The 18,059-nt window shown below is 58.7% G+C and carries 13 protein-coding genes and 1 pseudogene; 11 read left to right on the plus strand and 3 right to left on the minus strand.

Annotated features, from left to right (window positions below; translation table 11 throughout):
- Nucleotides 1–34: 34 nt before the first annotated feature.
- Together yhhY and ACOI7D_RS24520 are read right to left on the minus strand one after the other, a co-directional pair.
- Nucleotides 35–511: an N-acetyltransferase gene (gene yhhY / locus ACOI7D_RS24515; protein WP_072421083.1), complete on the minus strand. Its 477-nt coding sequence runs from the start codon at nt 509–511 to the stop codon at nt 35–37.
- A gap of 240 nt (nt 512–751) precedes the next feature.
- Nucleotides 752–1,393, minus strand: a complete 642-nt coding sequence (locus ACOI7D_RS24520) for a bactofilin family protein (RefSeq protein WP_023291219.1) — start codon at nt 1,391–1,393, stop codon at nt 752–754.
- A gap of 264 nt (nt 1,394–1,657) precedes the next feature.
- Here ACOI7D_RS24520 and ACOI7D_RS24525 point away from each other — a divergent pair, with 264 nt between their 5' ends.
- The 5 genes from ACOI7D_RS24525 (at nt 1,658) to gntU (ending at nt 6,798) form a co-directional block, all read left to right on the plus strand.
- Complete coding sequence (locus tag ACOI7D_RS24525) at nt 1,658–2,695, plus strand: oxidoreductase (protein ID WP_032454242.1); 1,038 nt, start codon at nt 1,658–1,660, stop codon at nt 2,693–2,695.
- 121 nt (nt 2,696–2,816) lie between these two features.
- On the plus strand, nt 2,817–3,512 hold the full coding sequence (locus ACOI7D_RS24530) for a pirin family protein (RefSeq protein ID WP_002920779.1): 696 nt from the start codon (nt 2,817–2,819) through the stop codon (nt 3,510–3,512).
- 239 nt (nt 3,513–3,751) lie between these two features.
- Nucleotides 3,752–4,747, plus strand: coding sequence for a gluconate operon transcriptional repressor GntR (gntR, locus tag ACOI7D_RS24535; RefSeq protein ID WP_109546849.1), 996 nt, complete (start codon nt 3,752–3,754; stop codon nt 4,745–4,747).
- 180 nt (nt 4,748–4,927) lie between these two features.
- Nucleotides 4,928–5,458: a gluconokinase gene (gene gntK / locus ACOI7D_RS24540; protein WP_004202126.1), complete on the plus strand. Its 531-nt coding sequence runs from the start codon at nt 4,928–4,930 to the stop codon at nt 5,456–5,458.
- Nucleotides 5,458–6,798 carry a gluconate transporter gene (gene gntU, locus ACOI7D_RS24545; RefSeq protein WP_004202127.1) on the plus strand — a complete coding sequence of 447 codons (1,341 nt, stop codon included), beginning with the start codon at nt 5,458–5,460 and terminating at the stop codon, nt 6,796–6,798. Before gntK ends, gntU begins: the two co-directional genes overlap by 1 nt.
- On the opposite strand, the pseudogene ACOI7D_RS24550 reads toward gntU, so the two are convergent.
- A pseudogene (locus tag ACOI7D_RS24550) lies at nt 6,795–7,156 on the minus strand (hypothetical protein). The gene gntU and the pseudogene ACOI7D_RS24550 sit on opposite strands and share 4 nt — an antisense overlap.
- 103 nt (nt 7,157–7,259) lie before the next feature.
- On the opposite strand from ACOI7D_RS24550, the gene asd reads away from it, so the two are divergent.
- The 6 genes from asd (at nt 7,260) to glgP (ending at nt 18,038) form a co-directional block, all read left to right on the plus strand.
- A complete protein-coding gene (gene asd, locus ACOI7D_RS24555) occupies nt 7,260–8,366 on the plus strand; it encodes an aspartate-semialdehyde dehydrogenase (protein WP_023291215.1) in 1,107 nt (368 codons plus the stop codon).
- A 238-nt stretch (nt 8,367–8,604) separates the two neighbouring features.
- Complete coding sequence (gene glgB, locus ACOI7D_RS24560) at nt 8,605–10,791, plus strand: 1,4-alpha-glucan branching enzyme (protein WP_109546850.1); 2,187 nt, start codon at nt 8,605–8,607, stop codon at nt 10,789–10,791.
- Nucleotides 10,788–12,764: a glycogen debranching protein GlgX gene (gene glgX / locus ACOI7D_RS24565; RefSeq protein ID WP_109546851.1), complete on the plus strand. Its 1,977-nt coding sequence runs from the start codon at nt 10,788–10,790 to the stop codon at nt 12,762–12,764. The genes glgB and glgX overlap by 4 nt, the downstream gene beginning before the upstream one ends.
- Nucleotides 12,765–12,844: 80 nt before the next feature.
- Nucleotides 12,845–14,140 (plus strand): glucose-1-phosphate adenylyltransferase, encoded by a 1,296-nt coding sequence (gene glgC, locus ACOI7D_RS24570; protein ID WP_002920566.1) that lies wholly within the window; start codon nt 12,845–12,847, stop codon nt 14,138–14,140.
- Nucleotides 14,140–15,573, plus strand: a complete 1,434-nt coding sequence (gene glgA / locus ACOI7D_RS24575; protein ID WP_004202133.1) for a glycogen synthase GlgA — start codon at nt 14,140–14,142, stop codon at nt 15,571–15,573. Before glgC ends, glgA begins: the two co-directional genes overlap by 1 nt.
- 17 nt (nt 15,574–15,590) lie before the next feature.
- Nucleotides 15,591–18,038 (plus strand): glycogen phosphorylase, encoded by a 2,448-nt coding sequence (glgP, locus tag ACOI7D_RS24580; protein WP_023291212.1) that lies wholly within the window; start codon nt 15,591–15,593, stop codon nt 18,036–18,038.
- The last annotated feature ends 21 nt before the right edge of the window (nt 18,039–18,059 follow it).

An 18,059-nucleotide genomic window follows, 5' to 3' on the forward strand; every position in this document is an offset into this window, starting at 1 on the left:
GTTGGGTAAGGCGAAGCCGCCACCCGGCAACATGCTACTTCATTCTCGCCATATAATATGCATCCACATATTCACCGTTGCGCAGCGCGTAACGCTTGCCTGTGCCTTCGATCTCAAATCCGTGTTTTTTGTACACCGCAATCGCCGGCTTGTTATCGGCGAACACCGTCAGCTCAATGCGGTCAATGCGCAGCCAGTTATCGCACAGGTCGATCATCTCGCGCATCAGCGCGCTGCCGATACCGCGCCCCTGATGGCCGGCGGCAACCGCCATGCCAAAGGTCGCCACGTGGCTGCGACGAGGGCGCGGTTCGACATGGAGCGACAGATGCCCGGTAACCCGATCGTCCAGCGTCGCCACCAGATGGAAGGTATGGGGTTTGGGCTGTAGCTTCTCCTGCCAGGCTTCCATGGCGGGGTAAGGGATCTGTAGCGTGTCATGATAGACCTCCGGGTGCGCCATCAGCATACGTAAAGGTTCAGCATCGCGCGGTTCGGCATGGCGTATCACGATGTCACTCATTCCCTTATCCTCTGTTTGGTGGTTGATTCTCCTTCACCATCTCTGACGGCAGCCGGGGAGTCAATGCCGTTTTTTGCAAAAAAAAGATAGACAAGTGCGAATGAGAATGATTATTATTGTCCTGCATTCAGGAAGACCCTTGCGGAAAGCCTGAAAGCACGACATTGCTCACATTGCTTCCAGTATTACTTTAGCCAGCCGGGTGCTGGCTTTTTTTTTGCTGCAACCTCAGGCGCTTTGCGGCCTGGCGGACATCACGCCGTCTTCCGCAACCAGGCCGATGAGATGACTTTTGCTTTCCGCCGCGGCCAGCACCTCGGCGCTGCCGGTGAACTGGCCGCCCTTTTTAATCGCCAGCGAGCGATAGGCGAGGGTGCCATCCAGATTGCCGTGCTCCTCAATGGTGATGCTGTCGCCGCGGCACTGGCCCTGAACCTTGCCATCAATAATCAGCTCACGGCAGCTGATGTTGCCCTCGACCTGACCTTCACGCATCACCTTAATCAGATGTTCTTTCGCCTCAATGTTGCCGGTAAGCTGGCCGTGAATATAGACATGGCCGCTGGCGACAATATTGCCGACGAAATGCACCCCGCTGGCGATGACCGTAGTTTCTTGTTTTTTGCTGGCGACCGCCTGGGATTCTGGGTTGTTTGCCGGAGGCGTGGCCACTTCTGACGTCTGAGGTTCCGTTTTATTTTTCTTAATAAACATCGCGTTAATTTTGTTCCGTTGGCTATGGAGGAGAAAGGCGACCAGTGCGCAGGCGGCCGCCAGGCGCGCCGGCACGATCGCATCGACAGACCAGGCGATCAGCGCGAGAAGCCAGAAAAAAAGGGCGCCGTTTAAGGCGAGATACTGTTTGTCCATCCGTAGCGGCTGGCTACTCCGTTAGTCATCAGCAACGTCCTGGTTTGCCCTCCACTTATCCGCAGTTTCGCCATTGAGATCAAGATATTTAACCGAAAAATGCCGATTTAATCTGTTGTTAATCAATGAGTTATTAATAATTACGTATGGATGGTACGCGACCTATTTTTTTGACGAATCTTCACGGAAAACGGACTGAGAGGATGAAGTCATGTCCCGGCTTGCGCTATGGTTGAAGGTAGCTCATTAACTAAGGACAGCGTTATGACTCTGCACTGCGCATTTATTGGCTTCGGCAAAAGCACCACCCGCTACCATCTTCCTTACGTGTTACACCGCCAGGACCGCTGGCAGGTGGCGCACATCTATCGCCGTCGGGCGAAGCCCGAGGAGCAGGCGCCGCAGTATTCCCACATCCATTTCACCAGCGATCTCGATGAAGTATTAAACGACCCGCAGGTCAGGCTGGTGGTGGTCTGCACCCATGCCGACAGCCATTTTGACTATGCGAAAAAGGCGCTGGAGGCGGGGAAAAACGTGCTGGTGGAAAAGCCGTTCACCCCGACGCTGGAGGAAGCCAAGACCCTGTTTGCGCTGGCGAACAGCAAAGGCCTGACGGTGACGCCCTACCAGAACCGCCGCTTCGACTCCTGCTTCCTGACCACTAAAAAGGTGATTGAGAGCGGCAAACTTGGCGAACTGGTGGAGATTGAAAGCCATTTTGACAACTACCGCCCGCTGGCGGAGACCAACCCCGGCGGCCCGCAAAACGGCGAGTTCTATGGCCTTGGCGTGCATACCCTGGACCAGATTATTTCGCTGTTCGGCCGCCCGGACCATGTCGCTTACGATCTGCGCTCGCTGCGCAACAAAGCTAACCCGGATGATACCTTTGAGGCCCAGCTGTTCTACGGCGATCTGAAGGCCATCGTTAAGACCAGCCACCTGGTGCAGATCGACTACCCGAAATTCATCGTCCACGGCCATAAAGGCTCGTTTGTGAAATATGGTATCGACCAGCAGGAGACCAGCCTGAAAGCCAATATCATGCCGGGCGAGCCGGGCTTTGGCGCGGACGACAGCGTCGGCGAGCTGGTGTATGTCAACGAGGCGGGGGAGACGGTGCGCGAAGCGGTCCCGCTGGAGAGCGGCGACTATGGCCGGGTCTACGACGCGCTGTACGACACCCTCGTCAACGGCCAGCCAAATTACGTCAAGGAATCTGACGTTCTTACCAATATGGAGATCCTGCAGCGCGGCTTTGAGCAGCCCTCACCGGCCACCATTACTCTGGTGAAATAAGCCCAAGCGGCTCCTCTGCGCTTGTTCATATTTTTTGAACAGAGGAGTCAATTTTCACCCTCTATGATCGTCGGCGAAATGGGTCCACACTGATTCCATCGAAAACATATGGGGGTGCAACATGATCTACTTACGCAAAGCGAACGAACGTGGCCACGCTAACCATGGCTGGCTGGATTCCTGGCATACTTTCTCTTTCGCCAACTACTACGACCCGAACTTTATGGGCTTCTCCGCCCTGCGGGTGATTAACGACGACGTCATCGACGCCGGTCAGGGCTTCGGTACCCACCCGCATAAAGATATGGAGATCCTGACCTATGTACTGGAAGGGGCGGTGGAGCACCAGGACAGCATGGGCAACAAAGAGCAGGTGCCGGCGGGCGAGTTCCAGATCATGAGCGCGGGTACCGGGGTGCGTCACTCTGAGTACAACCCGAGCAAAACCGATCGTCTGCGTTTGTACCAGATCTGGATTATTCCGGAAGAAACCGGCATTACCCCGCGCTACGAGCAGCGCCGCTTCGACGCCGCCCAGGGCAAACAGCTGGTGCTGTCGCCGGATGCACGGGATGGCTCACTGAAGGTCTATCAGGATATGGAGCTGTATCGCTGGGCGCTGCTGAAAGATGAGCAGTCGGTTCACCAGATTGCCGCGGAACGTCGCGTTTGGATCCAGGTCGTCAAAGGCGAAGTGACCATCAACGGTACCAAAGCCACCACCAGCGATGGTCTGGCTATCTGGGACGAGCAGGCGATTTCGGTTCATGCCGACAGCGATAGCGAAATCCTGCTGTTCGATCTGCCGCCGGTTTGATCATTATCTGAGGTCGTCTATACCCAAAATAATTTGAGTTGCAGAAAGGCGGCGACGCAGAGAATCCCCAGGAGCTTAGTTAAGTAAGTGACTGGGGGTGAGCGAGGAAAGCCAACGCGCATGCAACTCGAAGTATGATGGGTATAAATAAATTGCGTAGCCTTCCCTCATGTTAGGGAAGGTTGCGCTTTGTCCGTGATAAACTGAGAAAATGTTCCCCGTTGATCACAGTCAGGACGATGAAAAAGAAAAGACCCGTACTTCAGGATGTAGCCGATCTTGTCGGCGTGACCAAAATGACGGTCAGTCGCTATTTACGCAACCCGGAGCAGGTCTCCGAAGCGCTGCGTGGCAAGATTGCCGTTGCCCTCGATGAACTGGGTTATATTCCCAATCGCGCCCCTGACATTCTCTCCAACGCCACCAGCCGCGCCATTGGCGTGCTGCTGCCATCGTTAACCAACCAGGTGTTCTCGGAAGTGCTGCGCGGGATTGAAAGCGTCACTGACGCCTTCGGCTATCAAACCATGCTGGCGCACTACGGCTACAAGCCGGAAATGGAAGAGAAACGCCTCGAATCGATGCTCTCCTGGAACATTGACGGCCTGATCCTCACCGAACGCACCCATACGCCCCGCACCCTGAAGATGATTGAAGTCGCCGGCATTCCGGTGGTGGAGCTAATGGACAGCCAGTCACCGTGCCTCGATATCGCGGTCGGTTTCGATAACTTCGAAGCGGCGCGGCAGATGACGACGGCGATTATCGCCCGCGGCCACCGCCACGTTGCTTATCTCGGCGCGCGTCTTGATGAACGTACTATCATCAAACAGAAGGGGTACGAGCGGGCGATGCTCGATGCGGGCATGACGCCCTACAGCGTGATGGTGGAGCAGTCCTCGTCCTATTCATCCGGGATTGAGCTGATGCGCCAGGCGCGCCGCGAATACCCGCAGCTTGACGGCATCTTTTGCACCAACGATGACCTCGCGGTCGGCGCGGCCTTTGAGTGCCAGCGCCTGGGGCTGAAGATCCCGGACGACATGGCGATAGCCGGTTTCCACGGCCACGATATCGGCCAGGTGATGGAGCCGCGGCTGGCCAGCGTCCTGACCCCGCGCGAGCGGATGGGGCGCATTGGCGCCGAACGTCTGCTGGCGCGCATTCGTGGCGAAGCGATTACCCCTAAGATGTTAGATTTAGGTTTCACATTGTCACCGGGCGGATCAATTTAAACTGACAAGTTTGAAGTAGATCACACATATTCACATCTGGCACGAATGGATATTGCTTCTCCACAGGTCCGGCATGACAATGTTACCGATAACAGTTACCCGTAACAATTAACCGATACGCCGCCTTCGCGCTCAATGAGTCAGCCCCGGCGCGGCGTACCTGTCCGGTGGGAGGATGCTTTGAGCACGACTAATCATGATCACCACGTCTACGTTCTGATGGGCGTTTCCGGCAGCGGGAAATCCGCTGTCGCCAGCGAAGTGGCGCATCAGCTGCATGCCGCGTTTCTCGACGGCGACTTTCTGCATCCGCGCAGCAATATCACCAAGATGGCCTCCGGTGAGCCGCTCAACGATGACGACCGTACCCCGTGGCTGCAGGCGCTAAATGACGCCGCGTTTGCCATGCAGCGTACCAATAAGGTGTCGCTGATCGTCTGTTCGGCGCTGAAGAAGAGCTATCGCGACATTCTGCGCAAGGGCAACCCGAACCTCTCCTTCATCTACCTGAAAGGCGACTTCGAGGTGATCGAAAACCGTCTGAAGGCGCGTAAAGGGCACTTCTTCAAAACCCAAATGTTGGTGACGCAGTTTGAAACGCTGCAGGAACCAGGCGCCGACGAGAGCGATGTGCTTATCGTCGATATCGACCAGCCGCTGGAAGGCGTGGTGGCCAGCACCATTGAGGTGATCAACAAAGGCAGTCACTAGTGAGTACTTTAACGCTTGTTTTAACAGCAGTCGGCTCGGTATTGCTGCTGCTGTTTTTAGTCATGAAGGCGCGGATGCACGCCTTCGTGGCTTTGATGGTGGTTTCTATTGGCGCAGGTCTCTTCTCCGGCATGCCGCTGGATAAAATCGCGGCGACGATGGAGAAGGGGATGGGCGGTACGCTGGGCTTCCTGGCGATCGTCGTCGCGCTGGGCGCGATGTTCGGGAAGATCCTGCATGAAACGGGGGCGGTCGATCAGATTGCCGTCAAGATGCTCAAATCCTTCGGCCACAATCGCGCGCACTATGCGATTGGTCTCGCCGGCCTCATCTGCGCGCTGCCGCTGTTTTTCGAAGTGGCGATCGTGCTACTGATCAGCGTCGCCTTCTCGATGGCGCGCCATACCGGCACTAACCTCGTGAAGCTGGTGATCCCGCTGTTTGCCGGGGTGGCCGCCGCCGCGGCGTTCCTGCTGCCGGGACCGGCGCCGATGCTGCTGGCGTCGCAAATGCACGCCGACTTTGGCTGGATGATCCTGATTGGCCTGTGCGCGGCCATTCCGGGAATGATTATCGCCGGGCCGCTGTGGGGCAACTTCATCAGCCGCTACGTTGAGCTGCATATTCCTGACGACGTGACGGAGCCGCATCTCGGCGAAGGCAAAATGCCCTCCTTCGGCTTCAGCCTGTCGCTGATCCTGCTGCCGCTGGTGCTGGTAGGCCTGAAAACCATCGCCGCGCGCTTTGTGCCGGTGGGGTCGACCGCTTACGAATGGTTTGAATTTATCGGTCACCCATTCACCGCGATCCTGGTAGCCTGCCTGGTGGCAATCTACGGCCTGGCGGTACGTCAGGGGATGGCGAAAGACCGGGTGATGGAGATCTGCGGTCATGCGCTGCAGCCGGCGGGCATTATCCTGCTGGTGATCGGGGCAGGCGGCGTCTTCAAGCAGGTGTTGGTTGACTCCGGCGTCGGCCCGGCGCTGGGTGAAGCGCTGACCGGTATGGGGCTGCCGATCGCCATTACCTGCTTCGTGCTGGCGGCGGCGGTGCGTATCATCCAGGGCTCCGCCACCGTGGCGTGCCTGACGGCGGTCGGCCTGGTGATGCCGGTGATTGAGCAGCTGAACTACAGCGGCGCGCAGATGGCGGCCTTGTCTATCTGTATCGCCGGCGGCTCGATTGTCGTGAGCCATGTGAACGACGCCGGCTTCTGGCTGTTCGGTAAATTTACCGGCGCCACCGAAGCCCAGACGCTGAAAACCTGGACGATGATGGAAACCATCCTCGGCACCACCGGGGCGATTGTCGGCATGATCGCCTTCCAGCTGCTGAGCTAAGTCTGTTCGCCACCCGCTCGCGGGTGGCCAAAAGCCAGGGTAACGCCGTTTACCCTGGCTTCCCGGCGATAAGCCGCGCTTTTTCCCTCTTTTCTCTTCCCGCTCCTCGCCCTTATTAGCGCTACGACGATGCTCGTATCCTTCGGCAAGCCTTGCTGCACCTGGGTTTGTTGCCTCTTTTTGGCAAGGGGAAAATCAGCGGATTTCGCGCTTAATCCATAATCAGGATCAATAAAATCGCGACGGAAAATGTTCCATTCCCTGGGTGATTTCCCCGATAATCATTGCGCTTTGACGACGACCAGCGACGGTGGACAATGTGCAGGATAAGTTGCTTTTCTGATTGTTCAGCAATCATTGATTAATTTCACTTGCGACTTTAGCTGCATTTTGTAAGGTGAGGGATAATCCAGTTGGAAACTGGTCAGGCACAAACAGCACACACCTCGCAGGAATACGTTATGAAAAATGTTGGTTTTATCGGCTGGCGCGGAATGGTCGGCTCTGTTCTCATGCAACGCATGGTTGAAGAGCGCGATTTCGACGCCATTCGCCCGGTGTTCTTCTCTACCTCCCAGCTGGGACAGCCAGCGCCGTCTTTCGGCGGTAGCACCGGTGGCACGCTCCAGGATGCGTTCGATCTGGACGCGCTGAAGGCACTGGACATTATTGTCACGTGCCAGGGCGGCGATTACACCAACGAGATTTACCCGAAGCTGCGCGAAAGCGGCTGGCAGGGTTACTGGATTGACGCTGCCTCTTCGCTGCGCATGAAGGACGATGCGATCATTATCCTCGACCCGGTTAACCAGGACGTGATCACCGCCGGCCTGAACAACGGCGTAAAAACCTTTGTCGGCGGCAACTGCACCGTCAGCCTGATGCTGATGTCCCTCGGCGGCCTGTTTGCCCAGGATCTGGTGGAGTGGGTCAGCGTGGCGACATACCAGGCGGCTTCCGGTGGCGGCGCGCGTCATATGCGCGAACTGCTGAGCCAGATGGGCCAGCTGCACAACCACGTCGCGGCAGAGCTGGCGGACCCGGCTTCCGCCATTCTGGATATCGAGCGCAAAGTGACGTCGCTGACCCGCAGCGGCGAGCTGCCGGTGGATAACTTCGGCGTACCGCTGGCGGGCAGCCTGATCCCGTGGATCGACAAACAGCTGGATAACGGCCAGAGCCGCGAAGAGTGGAAAGGCCAGGCGGAGACCAACAAGATCCTCGCCACCTCGTCCGTTATCCCGGTAGACGGCCTGTGCGTCCGCGTTGGCGCGCTGCGCTGCCACAGCCAGGCGTTCACCATCAAGCTGAAAAAAGATGTCTCTATCCCGACCGTTGAGGAGCTGCTGGCCGCGCACAACCCGTGGGCCAAAGTGGTACCGAACGATCGCGACATTACCATGCGCGAGCTGACCCCAGCCGCGGTGACTGGCACCCTGACCACCCCGGTAGGTCGCCTGCGTAAACTGAATATGGGGCCGGAGTATCTGTCGGCCTTTACCGTTGGCGACCAGCTGCTGTGGGGCGCCGCGGAGCCGCTGCGCCGGATGCTTCGCCAGCTGGCGTAAGCGCAGGATGAACAGAAAGGGGGTCTTCGAGCCCCCTTTTTTTTTGCGTAATACAAGGAGTAAACGCGGATGTTAGATTTTTCCCCACGGAGGTAACTCAGCCTTGGCTATGCTTTAAGTAAGGAATTCCTTACCTGAAGGTGGGACGGAGCAGAAGGATGCAGAAAGCGCTGCGCCGTTCAGGTCAAAAAAAGTCGCCAGTTACAGGAATGAGCGACACTTACAACAGGATGAAAGCATGTCTAATCATATCGATAGAGACGTGATTAATGCGCTAATCGCCGGTCATTTCGCGGACCCTTTTTCCGTGCTCGGCATGCACCGTACCGACGCCGGGCTGGAAGTGCGCGCATTATTACCCGATGCCACCGATGTGTGGGTTATTGAACCGAAAACCGGACGCAAAGTCGGCAAGCTCGAATGCCTCGACTCGCGTGGTTTCTTCAGCGGCGTTCTGCCGCGGCGTAAAAATGCCTTTCGCTATCAGCTGGCCGTCACCTGGCACGGGCAGCAGAATCTGATTGATGACCCTTATCGCTTTGGTCCGCTGCTGCAGGATCTTGACGTCTGGCTGCTGTCGGAAGGGACCCACCTGCGCCCTTACGAAACGCTGGGCGCGCACGCCGCCACCATGGACGGCGTCACCGGCACCCGTTTCTCGGTATGGGCGCCGAACGCCCGTCGCGTCTCGGTGGTGGGGCAGTTTAACTACTGGGACGGCCGGCGCCACCCGATGCGATTCCGCAAAGAGTCCGGCATCTGGGAACTGTTCGTCCCCGGCGCGCACAATGGCCAGCTGTATAAATTCGAGCTGATTGACGCCCACGGCCATCTGCGGGTCAAAGCCGACCCTTACGCCTTTGAATCGCAAATGCGTCCGGAAAGCGCCTCGCTTATCTGCGATCTGCCGCCTAAAGTCGAACAGCCGGCGGACCGCAAAGCGGCGAACCAGTTCGATGCCCCTGTCTCTATCTATGAAGTGCATCTTGGCTCATGGCGTCGCCATACCGACAATAATTTCTGGCTGAGCTACCGCGAGCTGGCCGACCAGCTGGTGCCCTACGCAAAATGGATGGGCTTCACCCATCTCGAGCTGCTGCCGGTTAACGAGCACCCGTTCGACGGCAGCTGGGGCTATCAACCCACCGGCCTCTATGCGCCGACCCGCCGGTTCGGCACCCGCGATGATTTCCGTTACTTTATCAACGCCGCGCACGCCGCCGGGCTAAACGTCATTCTGGACTGGGTGCCTGGCCACTTCCCGGCGGATGATTTTGCCCTTGCCTCTTTCGATGGCACCGCGCTGTATGAGCACAGCGATCCGCGCGAGGGGTATCACCAGGACTGGAACACCCTGATCTACAACTACGGACGCCGCGAAGTCAGCAACTTCCTGGTGGGAAATGCGCTGTACTGGATCGAACGCTTCGGCATCGATGCTCTGCGCGTCGACGCGGTGGCCTCGATGATCTATCGCGACTATAGCCGCAAGGCGGGGGAGTGGATCCCCAACGAATACGGCGGCCGGGAAAATCTGGAAGCCATTGAGTTTCTGCGCAACACCAACCGCATCCTTGGCGAACAGACGCCGGGCGCGGTCACCATGGCGGAAGAGTCCACCGATTTCGCCGGGGTAACCCGTCCGCCAGCCGGCGGCGGCCTCGGTTTCTGGTTCAAATGGAACCTCGGCTGGATGCACGACACCCTGGATTACATGAAACTCGATCCGGTGCACCGCCGCTTCCATCACGACAAAATGACCTTCGGCATGCTCTACAACTACACCGAGAACTTTGTGCTGCCGCTCTCCCACGATGAAGTGGTGCACGGCAAAAAATCGATTCTCGACCGCATGCCGGGGGACGCCTGGCAGAAGTTCGCCAACCTGCGCGCCTACTACGGCTGGCTGTTCGCCTTCCCGGGGAAAAAGCTGCTGTTTATGGGCAATGAGTTCGCCCAGGGCCGCGAGTGGAACCACGACGGCAGCCTCGACTGGCATCTACTGGAGGGCGGCGACAACTGGCACCACGGCGTCCAGCGGCTGGTGCGCGACCTGAACCATACCTATCGCCACCATAAGGCGCTGCACGAGCTGGACTTTGACCCGTACGGCTTCGAATGGCTGGTGGTGGATGACCACGAGCGCTCAGTGTTTGTCTTTGTGCGCCGCGACCGGGCGGGGAACGAGATTATCGTCGCCAGCAACTTCACGCCGGTGCCGCGCCACGACTACCGCTTCGGCATCAACCAGCCGGGCCGCTGGCGCGAGGCGTTGAATACCGACTCAATGCACTATCACGGCAGCAACCAGGGCAACGGCGGGGTGGTGGAAAGCTATGCCATCCCCAGCCACGGTCGCGAACATTCGCTGTCCCTGACCCTGCCGCCGCTGGCGACGATCTGGCTGGTCCGGGAGGCGCAATGACCAACCTCGCGGCAGGCAAGCCTGCGCCGTTGGGCGCCAGCTATGACGGCAAGGGGGTGAACTTCGCCCTCTTCTCCGCCCACGCGGAGCGGGTGGAGCTGTGCGTGTTCGACGAGCAGGGCAACGAGCAACGCTTCGATCTCCCGGCGCGCAGCGGCGATATCTGGCACGGCTGGCTGGCTGCCGTCGGGCCGGGCCTGCGCTACGGCTACCGGGTGCATGGCCCCTGGGATCCGGCGCAGGGACACCGCTTTAACCCGGCCAAGCTGCTGCTCGATCCCTGCGCTCACCGGGTTGAGGGCGATCTGCCGGACGACGAGCGCCTGCACGGCGGAATGTGGCAGCCGGATCATCGCGATAGCGCCGCGATAGCGCCAAAATCGCAGGTAGTGGATCTGCGTTACGACTGGCTGGGCGATAAACCGCCGCGTACCCCGTGGGGGGAGACGGTGATTTATGAAGCGCACGTGAAAGGGCTCACCCTGCTTAATCCGCAGCTGCCGGAAGCCATTCGCGGAACGTATAAGGCGCTGGGCCACCCGGTGATGATCGCTTACTTCAAATCGCTGGGCATCAGCGCCCTTGAACTGTTGCCGGTGGCGCAGTTCGCCAGCGAGCCGCGACTGCAGCGGATGGGGTTGAGCAACTACTGGGGCTACAACCCGCTGGCCTGGTTCGCGCTGGATCCGCGCTATGCCAGCGACCCGACGCGCGCCCTGGATGAGTTTCGCGATGCGGTTAAGGCGCTGCATGCCGCCGGTATCGAGGTGATTCTGGATATCGTGCTCAACCATAGCGCGGAAATCGATCTTGAAGGTCCCACCGTCTCCCTGCGCGGAATCGACAACCGTAGCTATTATTGGGTAAGGGAAGATGGCGATTATCACAACTGGACCGGGTGCGGGAATACGCTCAATCTTAGCCACCCGGGGGTAGTGGAACTGGCGCGCCAGTGTTTGCGCTTCTGGGTGGATGAGTGCCATGTCGACGGTTTTCGCTTCGATCTCGCCTCAGTGATGGGGCGGACGCCGGAATTCCGCCAGGATGCGCCGCTGTTCGAGGCTATCCGCCACGACAGCGTGCTGTCGCAGGTGAAACTGATCGCCGAACCCTGGGATATCGGCCCGGGGGGCTACCAGGTGGGCAATTTTCCCCCGCTGTTCGCCGAGTGGAACGACCATTTTCGCGATAGCGCCCGCCGCTTCTGGCTGCAGCAAAACGTCTCCCTGGGGGATTTCGCGCAACGCTTCGCGGCCTCCAGCGATCTCTTTGCCCGTGATGGCAAGCCGCCATCGGCGACGGTCAATCTGGTGACGGCCCACGATGGCTTCACGCTGCGCGACTGCGTTTGTTTCAATCAGAAACACAATGAGGCGAACGGGGAGGAGAATCGCGATGGGACTAACAATAACTACAGCAACAATCATGGTATAGAAGGATTAGAAGCTAATTTTGCGGTGATTGAACGGCGACGCGCCAGCGTGCATGCGCTGCTGACGACGCTGCTGCTGGCTCAGGGGACGCCGATGCTGCTGGCGGGCGATGAGCAGGGCCACAGCCAGCACGGCAACAATAATGCCTACTGTCAGGACAACGCCCTGACCTGGCTCGACTGGCGCCAGGCGAACCCGGGATTAACCGCCTTTACCGCGGCGCTGATCCACCTGCGCCGGCGCATTCCGGCGCTCACCCGCAACCGCTGGTGGCAGGAGGGGGATGGCAGCGTCCGCTGGCTTAATCGCCATGTCCAGCCGCTGACTGCCGGGGAGTGGCAGCAGGGGGCAGCGTGTATGCAGATCCAGTTGTCGGATCGCTGGCTGCTCACGCTGAACGCCACCGCAGAGGTGGTCGATATGGTTTTACCCGAGGGGGAATGGCGCGCCGTTCCTCCATTCGCCGGAGAGGATAATCCGGTCATCATGGCTGTCTGGCATGGGCCCGCGCACGGAGTGTGCGTATTTCAAAGGTCGTAAGCCCTGAAGCTTCCGGTTGAACCCGTGGCGGCGGCGCGGCGGGATGAGCAGGAAAGCGGGGGTGTAAAAAGGAGTTAATCATGGTTAGGCTTGAAAAAAACGATCCGCTGATGCTGGCGCGTCAATTACCTATCAAATCCGTGGCGTTGATCCTCGCGGGCGGCCGTGGCACCCGGCTTAAGGATCTCACCATTAAGCGTGCGAAACCTGCCGTTCACTTCGGCGGCAAGTTCCGTATTATCGATTTCGCATTATCTAACTGCATTAACTCAGGGATCCGCCGCATCGGCGTTATTACCCAGTATCAGTCGCATACGCTGGTGCAGCACATCCAGCGCGGCTGGTCGTTCTTCAGCGAAGAGATGAACGAGTTTGTCGATCTGCTGCCGGCCCAACAGCGCGTACACGGCGAAAACTGGTATCGCGGCACGGCGGACGCGGTGACGCAGAACCTGGACATCATCAGCCGCTACAAGGCCGAGTACGTGGTGATCCTCGCGGGCGACCATATTTATAAGCAGGACTACTCGCGCATGCTGATCGACCATGTCGAAAAAGGGGCGCGTTGCACCGTGGCCTGCATGCCGGTGCCCATTGAAGAGGCATCCGCCTTCGGCGTCATGGCGGTCGACGAAAACGAAAAAATCATTGAGTTTGTCGAGAAACCCGCCAACCCGCCGGCGATGCCGACCGACCCGACCAAATCGCTGGCCAGCATGGGCATTTATGTCTTCGACGCCGCCTATCTTTATGAGCTGCTGGAGGAAGACGATCGCAACGAGAACTCCAGCCATGATTTCGGCAAAGACATCATTCCGAAGATCACCGAAGCTGGCATGGCTTATGCACATCCTTTCCCGCTCTCCTGCGTGCAGTCCGACCCGAACGCCGAGCCGTACTGGCGCGACGTGGGGACGCTGGAGGCCTACTGGAAGGCCAACCTCGATCTGGCGTCAGTCACGCCGGAGCTGGATATGTACGACCAGAACTGGCCGATCCGTACCCATATGGAATCGCTGCCGCCGGCGAAGTTCGTGCAGGACCGTTCCGGAAGCCACGGCATGACCCTGAACTCGCTGGTCTCCGGGGGCTGCATTATCTCCGGGTCGGTGGTGGTGCAGTCGGTGCTGTTCCCGCGCGTGCGGGTGAACTCATTCTGTAACATTGATTCGGCAGTCTTGTTGCCAGATGTCTGGGTGGGGCGCTCATGCCGCCTGCGTCGCTGCGTGATTGACCGCGCCTGCGTCATCCCGGAAGGAATGGTGATTGGTGAGAACGCGGAAGAGGATGCACGCCGCTTCTATCGCTCAGAGGAAGGTATCGTGCTGGTGACCCGCGACATGCTGCGGAAATTGGGGCACAAACAGGAGCGCTAATGCAGGTCTTACATGTATGTTCTGAGATGTTCCCGCTGTTAAAGACGGGCGGTCTGGCGGACGTCATCGGCGCGCTGCCGGCGGCGCAAATCGCGGAGGGTATCGATACGCGCGTGCTGTTGCCGGCGTTTCCCGATATCCGCCGCGGCGTGGTGGATGCCCAGGTGGTGACCCGCCGGGATACGTTCGCCGGGCGGATCACGCTGCTGTACGGCCACTTTAACGGCGTGGGGATCTATCTGATAGACGCCCCGCATCTCTATGACCGGCCGGGGAGCCCTTACCACGATACCAACCAGCACGCTTATACCGACAACGTTCTGCGCTTTGCGCTGCTGGGCTGGGTGGGAAGCGAAATGGCCAGCGGACTGGATCCGTTCTGGCGCCCGGATGTGGTCCATGCCCACGACTGGCACGCCGGCCTGACGCCGGCCTACCTGGCGGCGCGCGGGCGTCCGGCTAAATCGGTCTTTACCGTGCACAACCTGGCGTACCAGGGGATGTTTTACTCCTGGCATATGAATGATATCGAGCTGCCGTGGTCGTTTTACAACATGCATGGCCTCGAGTTTAACGGCCAGATCTCGTTTCTGAAGGCCGGCCTTTACTACGCCGACCATATTACGGCGGTGAGCCCGACCTACGCGCGCGAGATCACCGAGCCGCAGTACGCCTACGGCATGGAGGGGCTGCTGCGTCAGCGCCATCATGAAGGGCGGCTGTCGGGAATTCTCAATGGCGTTGACGACGGTATCTGGAGCCCGCAAAACGACCTCCTGCTGCCGATGCGCTACGATCGCGACACGCTGGAGGAGAAGGCGGAGAACAAGCGTCAGCTGCAGATCGCCATGGGCCTGAAGGTCGATGATAAAGCGCCGCTGTTTGCCGTCGTCAGCCGTCTCACCAGCCAGAAAGGGCTCGATCTGGTGCTTGAAGCGCTGCCGGGCCTGCTTGAGCAGGGCGGCCAGCTGGCGCTGCTGGGCGCCGGCGACCCGGTTCTGCAGGAAGGGTTCCTCGCCGCCGCTGCCGAACACCCGGGCAAGGTGGGGGTGCAGATTGGCTATCATGAGGCCTTCTCCCACCGCATTATGGGGGGCGCCGACGTCATTCTGGTCCCGAGCCGCTTTGAACCCTGCGGCCTGACCCAGCTGTACGGTCTGAAGTACGGTACGCTGCCGCTGGTGCGCCGCACCGGCGGGCTGGCGGACACGGTCTCTGACAGTTCGCTGGAGAACCTTGCCGATGGTCTGGCGACAGGTTTTGTCTTTGAGGACAGCAATGCGCTGTCATTGCTGCGCGCTATACGTCGCGCCTTTGTCCTCTGGTCGCGCCCATCGCTCTGGCGCTATGTGCAGCGTCAGGCGATGAATATGGATTTTAGCTGGCAGGTTGCCGCGAACTCCTATCGCGAACTTTATCAACGCTTGATGTAATCACTGGAGTCATTGTTATGAATGTACCCTTTAGCTATGCATCACCGACGCTGAGCGTTGAGGCGTTAAAACATTCTATTGCCTATAAGCTGATGTTTATCATCGGTAAAGATCCGGCCATCGCCAACAAGCATGAATGGCTTAACGCCACGCTGTTTGCCGTTCGCGATCGCATGGTGGAGCGCTGGCTGCGCTCCAACCGCGCGCAGCTCTCGCAGGAAGTGCGCCAGGTATACTATCTGTCGATGGAGTTCCTGATCGGCCGTACCCTCTCGAATGCCCTGTTGTCGCTCGGCATCTATGACGATGTGAGCAGCGCGCTGGCGGAGATGGGGCTCGATCTCGAAGAGCTGATCGATGAAGAGAACGACCCGGGGCTTGGCAACGGCGGTCTGGGTCGCCTGGCGGCCTGCTTCCTTGACTCCCTGGCGGCGCTGGGTCTGCCGGGACGTGGCTACGGGATCCGCTACGACTACGGGATGTTTAAACAGAATATCGTCGATGGCCGGCAAAAAGAGTCCCCTGACTACTGGCTGGAGTACGGTAACCCGTGGGAGTTTGAGCGCCACAACACCCGCTATAAAGTGCGCTTCGGCGGCCGCATTCAGCAGGAGGGGAAGAAAACCCGCTGGATAGAGACGGAAGAGATCATTGCCGAAGCCTACGATCAGATTATCCCCGGCTTTGACACCGACGCCACCAACACGCTGCGTCTGTGGAGCGCGCAGGCCAGTAGCGAAATTAACCTCGGTAAGTTTAACCAGGGCGACTACTTCGCCGCGGTAGAGGATAAGAACCACTCCGAAAACGTCTCCCGCGTCCTCTATCCGGACGACTCGACCTACTCCGGCCGCGAGCTGCGCCTGCGCCAGGAGTATTTCCTCGTCTCGGCCACGGTGCAGGATATTCTGAACCGCCACTATCTGTTGCATAAGACCTATGACAACCTGGCGGACAAGATAGCCATCCACCTGAATGACACCCACCCGGTGCTGTCGATACCGGAGCTGATGCGCCTGCTTATCGACGAGCATAAATTCAGCTGGGACGAGGCGTTCGAGGTGACCTGTCAGGTCTTCTCCTATACCAACCATACCCTGATGAGCGAAGCGCTCGAGACCTGGCCGGTGGATATGCTGGGCAAAATTCTCCCGCGCCATCTGCAGATTATCTTTGAGATTAACGACTACTTCCTCAAGACCCTGCAGGAGCAGTATCCCAACGATACCGCGCTGCTCAGCCGGACCTCGATTATCGACGAGTCAAACGGCCGTCGCGTGCGGATGGCCTGGCTGGCGGTGGTGGTCAGCCACAAGGTCAATGGGGTGTCGGAGCTACATTCCCGATTGATGGTGGAGTCGCTGTTTGCCGAATTCGCCAAAATTTTCCCGATGCGCTTTATCAACGTGACCAACGGCGTCACGCCGCGCCGCTGGCTGGCGCTGGCCAACCCGCCGCTCTCCAAAGTGCTGGATGAGCATATCGGCCGCACCTGGCGGACCGATCTGAGCCAGCTTGACGAGCTGAAGCAGCATATCGACTATCCGACGGTCAATCAGGCAGTGCGTCAGGCTAAACTGGAAAACAAACAGCGGCTGGCCAGCTATATTGCGCAGCAGCTTAATGTGGTGGTGAATCCGAAGGCGCTGTTTGATGTGCAGATCAAACGCATTCACGAGTACAAACGCCAGCTGATGAATGTGCTGCACGTCATTACCCGCTATAACCGGATCAAAGCCGATCCGCAGGCGGAGTGGGTGCCGCGGGTGAACATTTTCGCCGGTAAGGCGGCTTCAGCCTACTACATGGCCAAGCATATTATTCACCTGATCAACGATGTGGCGGCGGTGATCAATAACGATCCGCAGATTGGCGACAAGCTGAAGGTCGTTTTTATCCCCAATTACAGCGTCAGCCTGGCGCAGCTGATCATTCCGGCGGCAGACCTGTCGGAACAGATCTCGCTCGCAGGCACGGAAGCCTCCGGCACCAGTAATATGAAGTTTGCCCTTAACGGCGCGCTGACGATCGGCACCCTCGACGGGGCGAACGTGGAGATGCAGGAGCACGTGGGCGAAGAGAATATCTTTATCTTCGGCAACACCGCGGAAGAGGTGGAGGAGCTGCGTCGCAGCGGCTATAAACCTCGCGAATATTACGAGCAGGATGAAGAGCTTCACCAGGCGCTGACGCAGATCGGTACCGGCGTTTTCAGTCCGGCGGAACCGGGGCGCTACCGCGACCTGCTGGATTCGCTGATTAACTTTGGCGACCACTACCAGGTGCTGGCGGACTATCGTAGCTATGTGGACTGCCAGGATCGCGTCGACGAGCTGTATCAACATCCGGAAGAGTGGGCCTACAAGGCGATGCTGAATATTGCCAATATGGGCTACTTCTCTTCCGACCGGACGATCCAGGAGTACGCGAAATATATCTGGCATATCGACCCGGTAAGGCTGTAAGCCAGTCAACGTAACACAACG

Origin of the sequence: Klebsiella sp. C360 (assembly GCF_048822415.1) — a bacterium.
GTDB lineage: Bacteria > Pseudomonadota > Gammaproteobacteria > Enterobacterales > Enterobacteriaceae > Klebsiella > Klebsiella quasipneumoniae.